This window comes from Micromonospora sp. AP08 (genome assembly GCF_008085935.1).
GTDB classification, from domain to species: Bacteria; Actinomycetota; Actinomycetes; order Mycobacteriales; family Micromonosporaceae; genus Micromonospora; species Micromonospora chersina.
Map to the genome: position 1 here is coordinate 63,101 of NZ_VSEZ01000013.1, position 13,872 is coordinate 76,972.

14 protein-coding genes and 1 pseudogene are annotated in these 13,872 nt (G+C 71.5%); 5 read left to right on the top strand and 10 right to left on the bottom strand.

All coding sequences use genetic code 11. The features are described 5' to 3' along the window. Nucleotides 1-20: 20 nt before the first annotated feature. The 4 genes from FXF50_RS21335 to FXF50_RS21350 form a co-directional block, all read right to left on the bottom strand. A complete protein-coding gene (locus FXF50_RS21335) occupies nucleotides 21-1,091 on the bottom strand; it encodes a LacI family DNA-binding transcriptional regulator (RefSeq protein WP_148430557.1) in 1,071 nt (356 codons plus the stop codon). A 61-nt stretch (nucleotides 1,092-1,152) separates the two neighbouring features. Continuing rightward, nucleotides 1,153-2,112: a carbohydrate ABC transporter permease gene (locus FXF50_RS21340; RefSeq protein WP_148430559.1), complete on the bottom strand. Its 960-nt coding sequence runs from the start codon at nucleotides 2,110-2,112 to the stop codon at nucleotides 1,153-1,155. Nucleotide 2,113: 1 nt separating this feature from the next. Further along, on the bottom strand, nucleotides 2,114-3,160 hold the full coding sequence (locus tag FXF50_RS21345; protein WP_148430561.1) for a carbohydrate ABC transporter permease: 1,047 nt from the start codon (nucleotides 3,158-3,160) through the stop codon (nucleotides 2,114-2,116). A gap of 71 nt (nucleotides 3,161-3,231) precedes the next feature. Continuing rightward, nucleotides 3,232-4,572, bottom strand: a complete 1,341-nt coding sequence (locus FXF50_RS21350) for an ABC transporter substrate-binding protein (RefSeq protein ID WP_148430563.1) — start codon at nucleotides 4,570-4,572, stop codon at nucleotides 3,232-3,234. Nucleotides 4,573-4,835: 263 nt separating this feature from the next. Between FXF50_RS21350 and FXF50_RS21355 the strand changes: the two genes are divergently transcribed. Continuing rightward, nucleotides 4,836-5,612: a M23 family metallopeptidase gene (locus FXF50_RS21355; RefSeq protein ID WP_148430565.1), complete on the top strand. Its 777-nt coding sequence runs from the start codon at nucleotides 4,836-4,838 to the stop codon at nucleotides 5,610-5,612. 162 nt (nucleotides 5,613-5,774) lie between these two features. On the opposite strand, the gene FXF50_RS29400 is transcribed toward FXF50_RS21355, so the two are convergent. The 4 genes and pseudogenes from FXF50_RS29400 to FXF50_RS21370 form a co-directional block, all read right to left on the bottom strand. Beyond that, a complete protein-coding gene (locus FXF50_RS29400; RefSeq protein WP_168215290.1) occupies nucleotides 5,775-5,918 on the bottom strand; it encodes a GPGG-motif small membrane protein in 144 nt (47 codons plus the stop codon). Then, nucleotides 5,909-6,686, bottom strand: a pseudogene (locus tag FXF50_RS21360) (metallophosphoesterase). The gene FXF50_RS29400 and the pseudogene FXF50_RS21360 overlap by 10 nt, the downstream one beginning before the upstream one ends. 10 nt (nucleotides 6,687-6,696) lie before the next feature. After that, complete coding sequence (locus FXF50_RS21365; protein WP_255510138.1) at nucleotides 6,697-6,906, bottom strand: hypothetical protein; 210 nt, start codon at nucleotides 6,904-6,906, stop codon at nucleotides 6,697-6,699. Between the two features lie 56 nt (nucleotides 6,907-6,962). Beyond that, complete coding sequence (locus tag FXF50_RS21370; RefSeq protein WP_370464134.1) at nucleotides 6,963-7,709, bottom strand: nucleotidyltransferase; 747 nt, start codon at nucleotides 7,707-7,709, stop codon at nucleotides 6,963-6,965. Here FXF50_RS21370 and FXF50_RS21375 point away from each other — a divergent pair. Next, complete coding sequence (locus FXF50_RS21375) at nucleotides 7,697-8,428, top strand: dTMP kinase (protein WP_148430573.1); 732 nt, start codon at nucleotides 7,697-7,699, stop codon at nucleotides 8,426-8,428. The two genes, FXF50_RS21370 and FXF50_RS21375, sit on opposite strands and share 13 nt — an antisense overlap. On the opposite strand, the gene FXF50_RS21380 is transcribed toward FXF50_RS21375, so the two are convergent. Then, nucleotides 8,413-9,099 (bottom strand): SDR family NAD(P)-dependent oxidoreductase, encoded by a 687-nt coding sequence (locus tag FXF50_RS21380; RefSeq protein WP_148430575.1) that lies wholly within the window; start codon nucleotides 9,097-9,099, stop codon nucleotides 8,413-8,415. The genes FXF50_RS21375 and FXF50_RS21380 overlap by 16 nt on opposite strands. 311 nt (nucleotides 9,100-9,410) lie before the next feature. Between FXF50_RS21380 and FXF50_RS21385 the strand changes: the two genes are divergently transcribed. The 3 genes from FXF50_RS21385 to FXF50_RS21395 all read left to right on the top strand — a co-directional run bounded on the left by FXF50_RS21385 (nucleotide 9,411) and on the right by FXF50_RS21395 (nucleotide 12,719). Beyond that, nucleotides 9,411-10,325, top strand: coding sequence for a MurR/RpiR family transcriptional regulator (locus tag FXF50_RS21385; RefSeq protein WP_148430577.1), 915 nt, complete (start codon nucleotides 9,411-9,413; stop codon nucleotides 10,323-10,325). Continuing rightward, nucleotides 10,322-11,269: an N-acetylmuramic acid 6-phosphate etherase gene (gene murQ / locus FXF50_RS21390; RefSeq protein WP_148430579.1), complete on the top strand. Its 948-nt coding sequence runs from the start codon at nucleotides 10,322-10,324 to the stop codon at nucleotides 11,267-11,269. Before FXF50_RS21385 ends, murQ begins: the two co-directional genes overlap by 4 nt. Nucleotides 11,270-11,729: 460 nt before the next feature. Then, complete coding sequence (locus FXF50_RS21395) at nucleotides 11,730-12,719, top strand: RNA polymerase sigma factor RpoD/SigA (RefSeq protein WP_187399759.1); 990 nt, start codon at nucleotides 11,730-11,732, stop codon at nucleotides 12,717-12,719. Nucleotides 12,720-12,790: 71 nt separating this feature from the next. Here FXF50_RS21395 and FXF50_RS21400 read toward each other — a convergent pair whose 3' ends face one another. Continuing rightward, a complete protein-coding gene (locus FXF50_RS21400; RefSeq protein ID WP_148430583.1) occupies nucleotides 12,791-13,759 on the bottom strand; it encodes a C40 family peptidase in 969 nt (322 codons plus the stop codon). Between the last annotated feature and the right edge of the window lie 113 nt (nucleotides 13,760-13,872).

Consider the following 13,872-nt stretch of genomic DNA (forward strand, 5'->3'; position numbering starts at 1 on the left):
TGCGTGCGGGACGAATCCGTTCAGTTTGCCCGGGGCGGCGCGGTCGATTCACGCACCACCAGGCGAGTGGGCAGGATCACCGAGGCGGGCGACCCGTCGCCGGTGTCCGGGCCGCGCGGCGCCGGCACCAGACCGGCGTACGGGTCGACGGCGCGCCCGCCCAGCGGGTCGAGCAGCATCCGGGCGGCCAGCAGCCCCTGCTCGGCGGCCGGTTGGGCGATGGTGCTCAGCCCGAGCACCCCGGCCAGGTCGTGGTCGTCGATGCCGATCACGCTGACGTCCTGGGGCACCCGCAGCCCGGCGTCGCGCAGCGCGGTCATGGCGCCCATGGCCATCTCGTCGCACGCGGCGAAGATCGCGGTCGGCGGTTCGCCCCGGGCGAGCAGCTCGGCGGTCGCCCGGGTGCCGCCGTCGACGGTGAACTGGGACTCGACGTCCAGGCTGGGGTCGGGCCGGAGCCCGGCCGCCCGCAGCGCCTCGTGGTATCCGCGCCGCCGGTCCAGGTGGGTGGTGAAGGCCAGCTCGTCGTCCGGGTCGCCGGAGATGTGCGCGATCCGGGTGTGGCCGAGGTCGAGCAGGTGCCGGGTGGCGGTCCGCGCCGCCGCCACGTCGTCGATCCGGACGCAGGGCCAGCCGGGCACCCCGCTGCCGGAGCTGATCGTCACGCCGGGCAGGGCCAGCTTGGTCAGCGCGGTCGTGTCGGCCGGGCGCAGCGGGGTGGCGACCAGGATGATCGCGTCGACCCGCTTGTGCAGGCTGGCCGGGCGCAGCACCCGCTGCCGGATCTGCTCCCGCCCGCCGAGGTTGTAGAGCAGCAGGTCGTAGCCGTTCTGGTGGAGGTAGTCCTCGACCGCCTCGACCACCGTGCCGAAGAACCAGCGGGTGATCCGGGGGACCACCACGGCCACCGTGCCGGTCTTTCCGCCGGCCAGTCGGGACGCGCTCGGTGAGACCGCGTACTGGAGCTGTTCGGCGGCGGCGAGGACCCGGCGCCGCGTCGCGGCCGAGACCGTCGGCAGGCCGCGCAGCGCCCGGGAGACGGTGGCCGTGGAGACCCCGGCCAGGCGGGCGACATCGTCAATCTTGGTCATTGGTTCCCCGCTCCGAGCCGCGCCCGCCGCCGCCGGGGACCGGCGGCGGCGGAGCAGCGGATCAGCCCTTGACGCTGCCGGCGAGCAGGCCCCGCACGAAGAAGCGCTGGAGGGACAGGAACACGATCAGCGGTACGACGATCGACACGAACGCGCCGGCCGTCAGCCGCTGCCACTCGTTGCCCCGGGTGCCGGCCAGCTCGGCGAGCCGGACGGTCAGCGGGGCGGTCTCGTCGCCGCCACCCGCGAAGATCAGCGCGACCAGCAGGTCGTTCCAGACCCACAGGAACTGGAAGATGCCGATCGCGGCCAGCGCCGGGGTGATCAGCGGCAGGACGATGGTCCGGAAGATCTTGGGGTGGGTGGCCCCGTCGACCCGGGCCGACTCCATCAGTTCGCCCGGCAGCTGCGAGATGAAGTTGTGCAGCAGGTAGACGGCGAACGGGAGCGCGAAGCAGGTGTGCGCGAACCACACCTGCGCGAACTTCTGCTCGTCGACCAGGTCCCAGGCGGGAAGCACCTGGATCCCGGCGACGGTCACGCCGGTGGAGAAGAACTTCAGCAGCGGCACGAGCGCCATCTGCAGCGGCACGATCTGCAGCGCGAAGATCGCGATGTAGACCCAGTCCCGCCCCTTGAAGTTGATCCACGCCAGCGCGTACGCGGCCAGTGAGGCGAAGGCGATCGGGAAGAGCACCGACGGGATGGTGATCGCCAGGGAGTTGATGAAGTAGCTGGCCAGCTGCCCGGACGAGCCGGTGCTGAACAGCACCTCCTGGTAGTTCTCCAGCGTGAACTGCGGGTCGCTGAAGAACGTCCACCAGCCGGTGGTCTTGATCTGGTTCTCGGGCCGGAACGAGGAGATGAACAGGCCGAAGGTCGGGACCGTCCAGAGCAGCGCGAGCACGATCGAGACCAGTGTGGCGGTGCGGCTGTTCAGCCGCTTGCGGACCCGGGCGGCCCGGCCGGGCTTCGCGGTGGCCTGGACGCCGGCTCCGACGGTGGGGGTGGCGGTGGTCATTTCAGCCCTCCCGCTGCTGGCGCAGGTTACGGATCTGGTAGATCACGATCGGGATGACCAGGACGAAGAGGAAGACCGCGAGTGCGGAGCCCTGCCCCGGCTCGCCGTAGCGGAACGCCTGGTTGTACATCTCGTTCGCGATGACGCTGGTGTCGTAGTTGCCGTTGGTGGCGGTCCGGACGATGTCGAAGACCTTCAGCGTGGCGATCGAGAGCGTCACCACCACGACGATCACCGCCGGCCGGATGCTCGGCATGGTGATCTGCCAGAACATCTGCCACGGGGACACCCCGTCGAGGCGGGCCGCCTCGACGATGTCGGCGGGGATGGCCTTGATGGCGGCGGAGAGCACCACCATGGCGAAGCCCGCCTGGATCCAGATCATGATCACGATGAGCAGCAGGGTGTTCAGCGGCGACTCCAGCAGCCACTGCTTCGGCTCGCCGCCCAGGCTCACGACGATCTGGTTGAGCAGGCCGATCTGGTCGCCGTCGCCCCGGTAGGCGTACACGAACTTCCAGATGATGGCGGCGCCGACGAACGAGATCGCCATCGGCAGGAAGATCAGGGACTTGGCCACCGACTCGAACCGGGCCTTGTCCACGAGGACGGCGTAGATCAGGCCGAACGCGGTGGCCACCAGCGGAACCAGCAGCACCCAGATCAGGCTGTTGATCAGCACCCGGACGATCGAGTCCTCGGAGAACATCCAGGCGTAGTTGTCCAGGCCCACCCAGTTGCTGCTGCCCTTGTCCATGAACGAGAGGAGGGTGGTCCGGATCGCCGGCACCACCAGCCCGACGACGAGGAACAGCAGTGTCGGCAACAGGAAGAAGAGCGCGATCGCGCCCTCCCGCGGCTTGCGCCGGCGGGGCAGGGGTGCGCCGCTCGCCACGGCCGCGACCAACCGCTCCTCCCGTCGGCGGGCGAACCACGTCGGCACCACGTCGAGGAGCAGGAGCAGACCGCCCACCACCGCGACGAAAGCGATCAGCCCGTACATCAGCATGAGGAACTTCGGCTGTTCCGCCGCGAAGTCGAACTCCATCGACCCTCCCTCAAGGGTTCGGTTGCGGGCGGTGGCCCAGCCCGCGTCGCGGACCGGGCCACCGCCTCAGATCACTTCCAGCTGCCCTCGATGCCGTTCAGCACCGTGGCGGTGTCCTTGCCGTTGATCCAGTCGACCATGCCCTTCCAGAAGGTGCCCGCGCCGACCGCAGCCGGCATCAGGTCCGAGCCGTCGAACCGGAACTCGGTCTTCGGGTCCTGGAGGATCTGGACGGAGAGCTTGTCCACCGGGTTCGGGACGTTGTTGATGTCCAGCTTCTTGTTCGCCGACAGCCAGTCGCCGATCTTGGCGCGGCTGTTGACGTACTCGCCGGAGGCCAGGTAGGTCTGCACCGCCTGGACCTCGGGACGGTCCGCGAACGCCGAGACGAACTCGCCGGCGCCCAGCACCGGCTTGCCCTTGGCCGGGTCGACGGCCGGGAAGTAGAACGCGAAGACGTCGCCGTCCTCGGCCACCTTGGTGCCCTTCGGCCACTGGTTGGCGTAGAAGGACGCCTGGCGGTGCATGGCGCACTTGCCGGTGGTGATCGGCGTGCCGGCCTCCTGGAAGGAGGTGGTGGCGATGCTCTTCACGCCGCCGAAGCCGCCGTTGACGTACTTCTCGTTCTTGAGGATGGTGCCGGCCTTGTCGACCGCGTCGGCGACCTTCGGGTCGTTGAACGGGATGCCGTGGGTGGTCCACTGGTCGTAGACCTCCACCCCCTGGGTGCGCAGCAGCACGTCCTCGATCCAGTCGGTGGCCGGCCAGCCGGTGGCGTCACCGGACTCGATGCCGGCGCACCACGGCTTGGTGCCGCTCGCCGCGATCTTGTCGCTGAGGCTGATGAGCTCGTCCCAGGTGGTCGGGACGGTCCAGCCCTTCTCCTTGAAGGTCTTCGGCGAGTACCACACGTAGGACTTCACGTTGGAGCCGAGCGGCACGCCGTAGAGCTTGCCGTTGACGGTGCTGTACTTCAGCCAGTCGGGGGTGAAGTTCTGCTCCGCCATGGACTTGGTGTCGGCGCCGACCTCCTTGATCTTGCCCGAGTCGACGAACCGCTTGAGCAGACCCGGCTGCGGGATGAAGGCCAGGTCGGGGGCGTTGCCGCCGTCCACCCGGACGCCCAGCTGGGCCTCGAACTCGCCCGAGCCCTCGTGGTCGATGTCGATCCCGGTGCAGTCCTCGAACTGCTTCCAGGACTGGTCCAGGCGGTCGGCCTCGATGTCCCGGATCGACGAGTAGATCGTGACCTTCTTGCCGTCGTGGCCCTGGTACTTCTCGTATGCGGCGCACTCCGGCTTGCTCGCGCTGTCGCTCTTCTTGTCGTTGCCGGTGCCGCAGGCGGTGGCGCCGAGCGCCAGCCCGAGGACGCCGGCGATCGCGAGAGCCTGGCGCGATCTGGCAAACGCCATGCCGATCTCCTTCCTTGCCGGCGCGTGGAGGAAATCGAACCCGCGCCGGTCCGATGGTCGTCCACACATGTAAGCGCTTGCATCCCGTCCGGTCCACCCCCCCGCCGGACACGGCCCGGTAACAATCCGGAAACCCGCTCACCGGCCGTGGGCACGCTCCCACGCTCCGCTGGCGGACCGGCCTCGACGCCCCTTCCCATCGATGGAACTTTCTGCCACGCTGTCCGAAGTTGATCGAAAACTTTCAACATAGGAGGCAATGGATGCGCAAGCGTTGGTTCAGCCTCGCGGCGGTGGCGGCCGTCCTCGTGGCCCTGGTGCCGGCGGCCCCGGCCATGGCCGCGCCGACGTTCAAGGTCCCGTTCCCCTGCAACCAGTCCTGGTCCGGCCAGACCCGGTCCGACCACAGTCCGGCCTACGCCATCGACTTCAACCGCACGGACGACCTCGGCGACCCGGTGGTGGCCAGCGCGCCCGGCACCGTCGACCGGGTCACCGACCTCGGCGGCACCAGCTACGGCAAGTACGTCCGGATCGACCACGGCAACGGCTACACCACCTACTACGCCCACCTGAGCAGCTTCAACGTCTCGGTCGGGCAGGTGGTCGGCTACGGCCGGGTGATCGGCTACGTGGGCAGCACCGGCGGCTCGACCGGCCCGCACCTGCACTACGAGCAGCGGCTCAACGGCAACGACATCCAGGTCCGGTTCAACGGCGCGCTCGCCCTCTACTGGGGCACCAAGACCTACACCAGCGACAACGGCTGCGCCGGCTCGAACACGGGCGCCGGCACCGTCAACACCACCTCCGGGGTGGCGCTGACCGTCCGGTCCGGCCCGGGCACCGGCTACAGCGCGGTCGGCACGGTGGCCGACGGCGCGAGCGTCACCATCTACTGCCAGACCAGCGGCACCTCGGTCACCGGCACCTACGGCACCAGCTCGATCTGGGACCGGATCGGCTCCGGCCGGTACATCTCCGACGCGTACGTCTACACCGGCTACGACGGCTACATCCCGGGCGTGCCCCGCTGCTGACCCGAGGTGGGCGCGGGGCCGACGGCCCCGCGCCGCTCACCCGTTCAGCCGGCCGGGCTCAGCACAGCGCCGGGGTCGCCGGGCCCGGACGCTCCTGTCTGGGAGGACGGAGGTTCGGACCCGGCGACCCCGGCGGGTCAGGGGTGGTGGGAGGTCGGACGGCTAACTGAAGATGCTGACGCCGCCCGGGCCGACCAGCAGGCCGACGATGATGAGGACGACGCCCCACAGGATCTGCCGGCGGAAGAGCGCGAGGATGCCGGCGACCACCAGTACGACTGCGAGAATCCAGAGAATCAGCTCCATGTCGGCTGGATACCCGTCCGTCGGAGCCGGGAAACCTGCTTCTCAGTCGAGATGATCACCCACGTGGAAGATGCTGTACGCCTGCTTGATGACCGGGTGCGCGACGTTGCGGACCCGTACGCCGCCCGGGGTGGTGCCCCGTTCGCTGCCGTGGTGGGCGTGCCCGTGCAGGGCCAGCGCGGTGGGCGCCGAGTCGATCGCCTGGCCGAGCTGGTAGCAGCCGAGGAAGGGGTAGATCTCCAGCGGCTCGCCGGCGAGGGTGTCCGGCACGGGGGAGTAGTGGGTGAGCGCGACCAGCAGGTCGCAGTCCAGCCCGCGCAGCGCCTCGCCGAGCGCGTCCGCGCTCTCGTTGGTGGTCCGGACGAACGCCTTCATCTCCGGCTCGCCGAAGTCGCTGGCGCACCGCCCGGCGAACCCGCCGCCGAAGCCCTTCACCCCGGCCACGCCGAGCCGCCGGCCGGCGCACTCCAGCACGGTCCCGGTCCCCTCCAGCACGGTGATCCCGGCGTCCTCCAGCACCTTGACCACCTGCGGCACCTGGTCGCACTGGTGGTCGTGGTTGCCGAGCACGGTGATCACCGGCACGCCGAGGTCGCCGAACTCCTGCGCCACGCACCGCGCCTCGGACTCGGTGCCGTGCCGGGTCAGGTCCCCGGCGAGCAGCAGCACGTCCGCGCAGTCGGGCAGTTCCTCCAGCGCGGGCCGGAACCGGCCGACCACGTCCTCGTCCAGGTGCACGTCGCCGACGGCGGCGATGCGGATCACCATCGAACCTCCCTCACGGCAGCTCCTCGACCTCGGTGGGCGCCTGCGTGCGGATCACGCCGATGTCGCTGGTGATCGGCAGGTCCGGGAAGCGCTCGGTCACGCGGCGCAGGATCTCCTCCCGCCGGTGCGGGCTCTCCACCTCGCCGTAGAGCACCAGGCCACGCTCGCGGCGCACCACGGTGATGCCCTGTTCGGCGACGTCCGGGTCCTCGGCCAACATGCTCTGGATCTCCGCCTCGACGTACTCGTCGGGCGGCGCGCCGCCGTGCTGTCCGGTCACGGGGTCTCCCTTCCTCCGGACGCGCCGCCGGGCAGCACGTCGAGCCGGTCGAGCAGCACCAGGAACGCCTCGGCGTACGGCGAGTGCTGCGTCTCCTTCCGTACCCGTTCCCAGTCGATCTGTTCCCGCAGCGAGCGGGCGAGCGGCAGGGCCCGGGCGAAGTCGCAGTAGTGCTGGGAGAAGCTGAGCAGCTTGTGCACCATGAGCTGGCTGGCCGAGAGCACCGGCATGTGGATGGCGTCGACCGGCCGCACGATGGTGTCGGCGAAGGTCTCCTCGGTCACCGGGGTCTCGATCGGCCGGTGGATCAGGTCCACCATCCGGCCCTCGTCGTAGACCTTGACCAGCCAGTCCTCGGGCGGGCGCTCGGCCGTGAAGCCGGCCTCGACGAGGGCCTCCAGGGCCCGGTCCACGTCCTGCTGCCGGATCAGGAAGTCCACGTCGTGGTCGCTGGAGTGGCCGCCGTGGGCGTACACGGCGAAGCTGCCGCCCAGCGCGTAGGGGATCTCGGACTGCTTGAGCACGGCGGCGACCTTCTTCAGCGTGTGCACCAGGGTCTCGTCCCCGCGCTCGGCCATCTGGGTCTCCCGTCGTCGTGGGTGGCGGTGGGAATGAAGTTGCGTACCCGGCGAACGGGTCGGCCACACCTGTAGCGGGCGCGGCCCGACGTGGCGGGGACAGATGCGGACAAAACGCCGAAGGCGAGCACGGGTCGGATAACCTCGACAGGGTGGCCAGGTCACTGCGGGTGCGGCGCGGCAGGGCCCGACTGCGCGCCGTCGCCCTGATCGGTATCGACGGCTCGGGCAAGACCACCCAGGCCCACCGGCTCGCCGAGGCGCTCACCGCCGCGGGCCACCCCGCCACCTACCACCGCAACGCCGGCGGCCGCCGCTGGCTCGGCCGGCTGGCCCAGCGGTTCGGCCGGCCCGACGCGCAGCGGCTCGTCGGGCGCAACGGCCTGCTCGCCGTGGAGTCCGTGCTCCGCTGGCTGGCCATCGCGCTCGCCCTGCTGAGCTGCCTGGCCACCGGCCGGACGGCCGTCATGGACCGCTGGTCCGCCTGCCAGTACGCCAGCATCCGCGCGCACGGCGGGCAGCGCTGGGAGCGGCTGGCCCGGGCCGGTTACCGCGTCTTCCCGCCGCCCCGGGTCACCTTCCTGCTCACCGTGGACCCGGCCGAGGCGTACCGGCGGATCGAGCGGCGGGGCACCGACCACGAGAGCATGCAGTGGCTCAGCGCCGCGGCCACCGCGTACCGGACCCTGCCGGAGTACGCCGACTTCGTGGTGGTGGACGGCAACGGCACCCCGGAGGAGGTGTCCCGGCGGATCCGCGCGCACCTGACCGAGTGGCTCCCCGGCGACCCGCCCCCGCCGGCCGGCCCGGCCCCGGACGGCACCCGACCGCCGTCCGGCGGGGCGGGGCGCGGCGAACCCGTGCCGGCTCAGGCCCGACCGTAGACCGGGATGCTCGCCCCGCTGGTCGGCGCCGACTCGTCGGAGGCCAGGAAGCGGATCACCGCGGCGATCTCGGCCGGCGGGACCCACCGCCGGTGGTCGGCGTCCGGCTGGGCGGCCCGGTTGGCCGGGGTGTCGATCACGCTGGGCAGCACGGTGTTGCAGCGCACCCCGCGCTGTCGGTACTCGACGGCCACGGCGTTGGCGAAGGCCAGCACGGCCGCCTTCGCGGTGGCGTAGCCGGCGGCGCCGGGGAAGGGAGCCACGGCGGCCCGCGCCGACACGCAGACCACCGCGCCGCCGCCGGCCTCCACGAGGTGCGGCAGCGCGGCCTGGGTGACCAGGTAGGTGGGGCGCAGGTTGATCCGCAGCATCCGGTCGAACTCCTCGATCGGGGTCTCGTGCACCAGCCCGCCGCTGGCGTACCCGCCGACCAGGTTGACCACGGCGCGCAGCGGCGCGGCCGGCTCGGCGGCGGCGACGGCCACCGCCCGCGCGGCCCCGGCGGGGTCGAGGAGGTCCGCCGCGACGCGGACCGGCCCGGCGGCCGGCGCCGCCGCCCCGCCCTCCCGCTCGGGTACGACCACCCGCCAGCCGGCCTTCAGGAAGGCGGCGGTGACCGCACCACCCAGCCCGCCCGTGCCACCGGTCACCAGCACCGTCCGCTCCGCCATGGGCACACGCTAGCCGCCCGGCCGGCCCGGCGGTGACCGGGCCGGGATCCGGAACCGTCGACGCTGGTCGATTCCGCTCGGCAATGTCGTACCGGCCGACCGGTGACCCCGGCGAGGCCGTCCGGCCGGTACGGCGGGCGCGACGGCGGAGCAGCCCGTCGGCCGGCGGGGCGGAGTCGGCCGCAGCGGATGAGGCGGCGGGGCTGCGGGAATGGGACCCTTGGCGCGGGGGGCGGGCGCGGAAGGCGGTACTTTTCCCGATACGCGCCGTCATGGTTGACGGTCACGCCTCGTGAAAGTAAGTTTCATCCGTGGCGAAGAGTCCGAAGATTTCTGCGAGTCACGAGCCCGGTGGACTGATCGTCCACATCAGCGGCCTGCTCCCCTCGCTGTCCCCGGCCGAGCAGCGGGTGGCCCGGCTGGTCGTCTCCGATCCGGCCGACGCCGCCCGGCGCACCATCACCGACCTCGCCACCGCCGCCGAGACATCCGAGGCCACCGTCATCCGGTTCTGCCGGTCGGTCGGCATGGACGGCTACCCCCAGCTGCGCATCCGGCTCGCCGCCGAGGCCGCCCGCCGGGTCGAGCCACCGGACGCCCGGGTGGTCGGCGGCGACATCCCGCCCGGCGCCGACCTGGCGCAGATCATCGCCACCATCGCGTTCAACGACGCGCGGGCCGTCGAGGAGACCGCCGAGCAGCTCGATCCCGCCGTCTGCGAGCAGGTGGTCGAGGCGATCGTGGCGGCCGGCCGGATCGACGTCTACGGCGCCGGCGCCAGCGGCTTCGTCGCCTCGGACTTCCAGCAGAAGCTGCACCGCATCGGCCGCACCGCCTTCTACTTCCCGGACGTGCACACCGCGCTCACCTCGGCCGCCCTGCTCGGCCGCGGCGACGTCGCGGTCGGCATCTCGCACACCGGCACCACCTCCGACGTCATCGAGGTGCTCGAACAGGCCCGCGCCCGGGGCGCCACCACGGTCGGGCTGACCAACTTCCCCCGCTCGCCGATCACCGAGGTCGCCGATCACGTGCTGACCACCGCGGCCCGGGAGACCACCTACCGCTCCGGCGCGATGGCCAGCCGGCTGGCCCAGCTGACCGTCGTCGACTGCCTCTTCGTCGGGGTGGCCGCGCGGAACCGGACCAAGGCCAGGAAGGCCCTGGAGGCGACCGCCGAGGCGGTCCAGTCGCACCGGGTGGGCGCCGGCCGGAGGCGGGCATGACGGCAGGACGGGTGGAGCGGGACGAGATGGCCGTGGTGCGGCCCGTGGTCCGGGTGGGCGCCCCCACCGAGCGGCGCAACCCGCAGAGCCTCGACCTCGACCTGATGTCGACCCGGGACGTGCTCACCGTCATCAACGAGGCGGACCGGCGGGTGCCCGCCGCGGTGGCCGCCGTCCTCGACGAGATCGCCGAGACCGTCGACCTGGCCGTCGCCGCGCTGCGCGGCGGGAACCGGGTGCACTACTTCGGGGCCGGCACCTCCGGCCGCCTCGGCGTGCTGGACGCCGCCGAGCTGGCGCCCACCTTCAACTCGCCGCGGCACTGGTTCTGCGCGCACCTGGCCGGCGGCCCCGAGGCCATGTGGCGGGCCGTCGAGGACGCCGAGGACGACGAGCGCGGCGGCGCCGCCGAGGCCGCCGAGTGCGTACGCCCCGGCGACCTGGTGGTCGGGCTGGCCGCCAGCGGGCGCACCCCGTACGTCCTCGGGGCGCTCGCCGCGTCCCGGACGCAGGGGGCCGCGACGGTGCTGCTCTGCGCCAATCCGGAGGCCGACGCCGCCGGGTCGGTGGACGTCTTCATCGGGGTGGACACCGGACCCGAGGTGGTCACGGGGTCGACCCGGATGAAGGCGGGCACCGCGCAGAAGCTGGTGCTCAACACGTTCTCCACGGCTGTGATGGTGCGCCTCGGCCGGGTCTACTCGAACCTCATGATCGACATGGTGGCCACCAACGCCAAGCTGCGCGGCCGGATGATCTCGATCCTCATGGAGGCCACCGGCTGCGCCGAGGAAATCTGCCGCAGCGCCCTCAACGAGGCCGACGGCGATCTGAAGACCGCCCTCGTGTCGCTGGTCTCCGGCGCCGAGATCTCCGCCGCCCGGGCCGCCCTGGCCCGCTCCGCCGACCAGGTACGCGGCGCGCTCGCCCTGCTCGCCTCCTGACGCGGCCGCCCGCCGGATCCCCTCCCGGCCGGGCCGGCGCCTCCGGTGCGACGCGTGTCACATGCCGGGACGGGACGTCCCGCGCGCCGCGGATTGTTCAACCAGGCGTGGGGTAATCCTCACCCGAGGCTGAACCGACCGGTCGGCGGGCGCGTATCTCGCAGTGACCAGGATCCCAATGTCGCGGTGACGCGGGTCGCTGTGTTCATGGAATTCGCAATGGTGCGATTTCATGCGCGGACGACGATGCCGCTGCTCCGACGCCCTTCGACCGGGGCGTACGCGGGCCGCCCGAGCAGGGGTCCTGACAGCAAACATGGACCGGGCTCTCAGCTACTACTCAGGCATTCGTGACAGTTTCGACTCACGACATGGAATCCCCGACACGTCTCATCTGTTGTGTAGGTGTCAGCACCTGCGGGCACAGCGGAGGTTACGGGGAGGGCTGATGAACGTGGGGATGGCAAGGAACCGGGCAACCGGCGCGAGCGAGGGGACCGTGGCAATCGTGGACAAGAACATCGGCATGCGTACCGACGAGGTCGCCGAGGAGCGGGACCTGGTCGGCGTCTACCTGCACGAGATCTCCCGGACGCCGCTGCTGGACGCCGCCAAGGAGGTCGACCTCTCGAAGGCGATCGAGGCCGGCCTCTACGCCGAGCACCTGCTCGGCGAGGACCGCGTCCCCGACGGCGTCGACCGGGAGGACCTGGAGCGGCTGGTCGTCGAGGGTGAGCGCGCGAAGGACCTGTTCATCCGCGCCAACCTGCGGCTGGTCGTCTCGATCGCCCGCCGCTACGTGCGCTCGGGCATGCCCATGCTGGACCTCATCCAGGAGGGCAACACCGGCCTGGTCCGGGCGGTCGAGAAGTTCGACTACGAGCGCGGCTACAAGTTCTCCACCTACGCGACGTGGTGGATCCGCCAGGCCATCAGCCGGGCGATCGCCCAGCAGGAGCGGACGGTGCGGCTGCCCGTGCACCTGGTCGAGGACGTCAACCGGATGCGCAACGTGGTCCGGCAGCTCACCCGTGAGCTGGGCAGCGACCCGGAGCCGGAGCAGGTCGCGGCGGCGCTCGGCGTGACCGTCGAGCGGGTCAACGAGCTGCGCCGCTGGTCGCAGGACACCGTCTCGCTGGACACCCCGGTGGGCGACGACGGTGACACCAACCTCGGCGACCTGGTCGCCGACAGCGACGCCCCGTCGCCGGAGGAGATCGTCCTCACCGGCCTGGAGCGGCAGCGGATCGAGGGTCTGCTCAACCACCTCGACGACCGTTCGGCCGGCATCATGCGGGCCCGCTACGGCCTGGAGGACGGGCGCGAGCACTCGCTGACCGAGGTCGCGTCGCGGTTCTCGCTCTCCCGGGAGCGGATCCGCCAGCTGGAGATCCAGGCCCTCGGCCGGCTCCGTGAGCTGGCCCGCGCCGAGGGGCTGCAGGCGGCCTGAGCTGGTAGTAATGGAATCGACGAACGGCCGGCGTCCGATAGGGGGACGCCGGCCGTTCGCTGTTTTCGGGGTCAGCGCACCCGGCCGTAGCCCTGGATCGTCATCATGTTCATGCCCCGCTTGCTGACGTTCCGGCCGGCGCTGGGCGCGTCGATCACCTGACCGCCGCCCACGTAGAGCGCCACGTGGCCGAGGCCGGAGTAGAACACCAGATCGCCGGCCTGCAGCGAGCTGCGGCTGATCCGTGAGGTGGCGTCCCACTGCATCGCCGCGTTGTGCGGCAGGGACTTGCCGGCGGCCCGCCAGGCCGCCAGGGTCAGCCCGGAGCAGTCGTAACCGTCCGGTCCGTCCGCGCCCCAGACGTACGGCTTGCCGATGGCGCCGTAGGCGTAGCGCACGGCCACACCGGCCGAGCCGGAGATGGCCGGGGCGCTGCCGGCCGAACTCGACTTCGCGGGCGCCTCGGTGGCCCGGCCGTACGCCTGCCGGCGCAGCTCGTAGAGGCGGGCCAGGTCCGCCTCGATCTTCTTCTTGCCGGCGATCAGCTGCTTGGCCTGCGCCGCCTCACGGGCCAGCGTGGCGTCCAGCCGCGTCTTCTGGTCGATGAGCCGGCGCTGGCTGTCCGTGAAACCGGCGATGGTCTGCTGCCGCTGGCGGGTGAGCTGGTCCAGGGTGCCCAGCCGGTCCGGGAGCGTGGCGGCGCCGCCGGGCTCCAGCAGGGCCCGCGCGGTGCGCATGCCACCGGTCTTGTACGCGGTGGCGGCGAGGGCGCCCACGTCGGCGCGGCTCCGCTCGGCCTGCTCCTGCAACGGGCCGATCTTGGCCTGCAACGTGGCCGCGGTGGCCTTGTTGGCCTTGATCTCCTCGTTGAGCTTGTTGTACGACTCGACGATTCGCTCCAGCTCAGTCGAGGACTTCTCGATCTGCTTCGTCAGCTCGGCGGGGGTGGGCTCGGCGCGAGCCACCGACGCCGGGGCGAGCAGCGCGGCCGAGAGGCCGGCGACCGCCAGCGAGCGCAGCAGGATCCGTAAGGACGACAAGAGCGGAAGGCTCCTCTCCGACTCCTCGCCGGGGCGGCGGGCGACCCGGCGACACCGGCCCGGGGCCACCCTGGTGGATGGCGGTCGACCGGACCGGCCTGCCCAACCTAACC

Coding starts and splice junctions, on each gene's coding strand:
- FXF50_RS21365 (WP_255510138.1), bottom strand. CDS start 6,906: ATGTTGGCCGAGGACCCGGACGTCGCCGAACAGGGCATCACCGTGGTG.
- FXF50_RS21355 (WP_148430565.1), top strand. CDS start 4,836: ATGCGCAAGCGTTGGTTCAGCCTCGCGGCGGTGGCGGCCGTCCTCGTG.
- FXF50_RS21350 (WP_148430563.1), bottom strand. CDS start 4,572: ATGGCGTTTGCCAGATCGCGCCAGGCTCTCGCGATCGCCGGCGTCCTC.
- FXF50_RS21380 (WP_148430575.1), bottom strand. CDS start 9,099: ATGGCGGAGCGGACGGTGCTGGTGACCGGTGGCACGGGCGGGCTGGGT.
- FXF50_RS21335 (WP_148430557.1), bottom strand. CDS start 1,091: ATGACCAAGATTGACGATGTCGCCCGCCTGGCCGGGGTCTCCACGGCC.
- murQ (WP_148430579.1), top strand. CDS start 10,322: ATGACGGCAGGACGGGTGGAGCGGGACGAGATGGCCGTGGTGCGGCCC.
- FXF50_RS21345 (WP_148430561.1), bottom strand. CDS start 3,160: ATGGAGTTCGACTTCGCGGCGGAACAGCCGAAGTTCCTCATGCTGATG.
- FXF50_RS21395 (WP_187399759.1), top strand. CDS start 11,730: ATGGCAAGGAACCGGGCAACCGGCGCGAGCGAGGGGACCGTGGCAATC.
- FXF50_RS29400 (WP_168215290.1), bottom strand. CDS start 5,918: ATGGAGCTGATTCTCTGGATTCTCGCAGTCGTACTGGTGGTCGCCGGC.
- FXF50_RS21340 (WP_148430559.1), bottom strand. CDS start 2,112: ATGACCACCGCCACCCCCACCGTCGGAGCCGGCGTCCAGGCCACCGCG.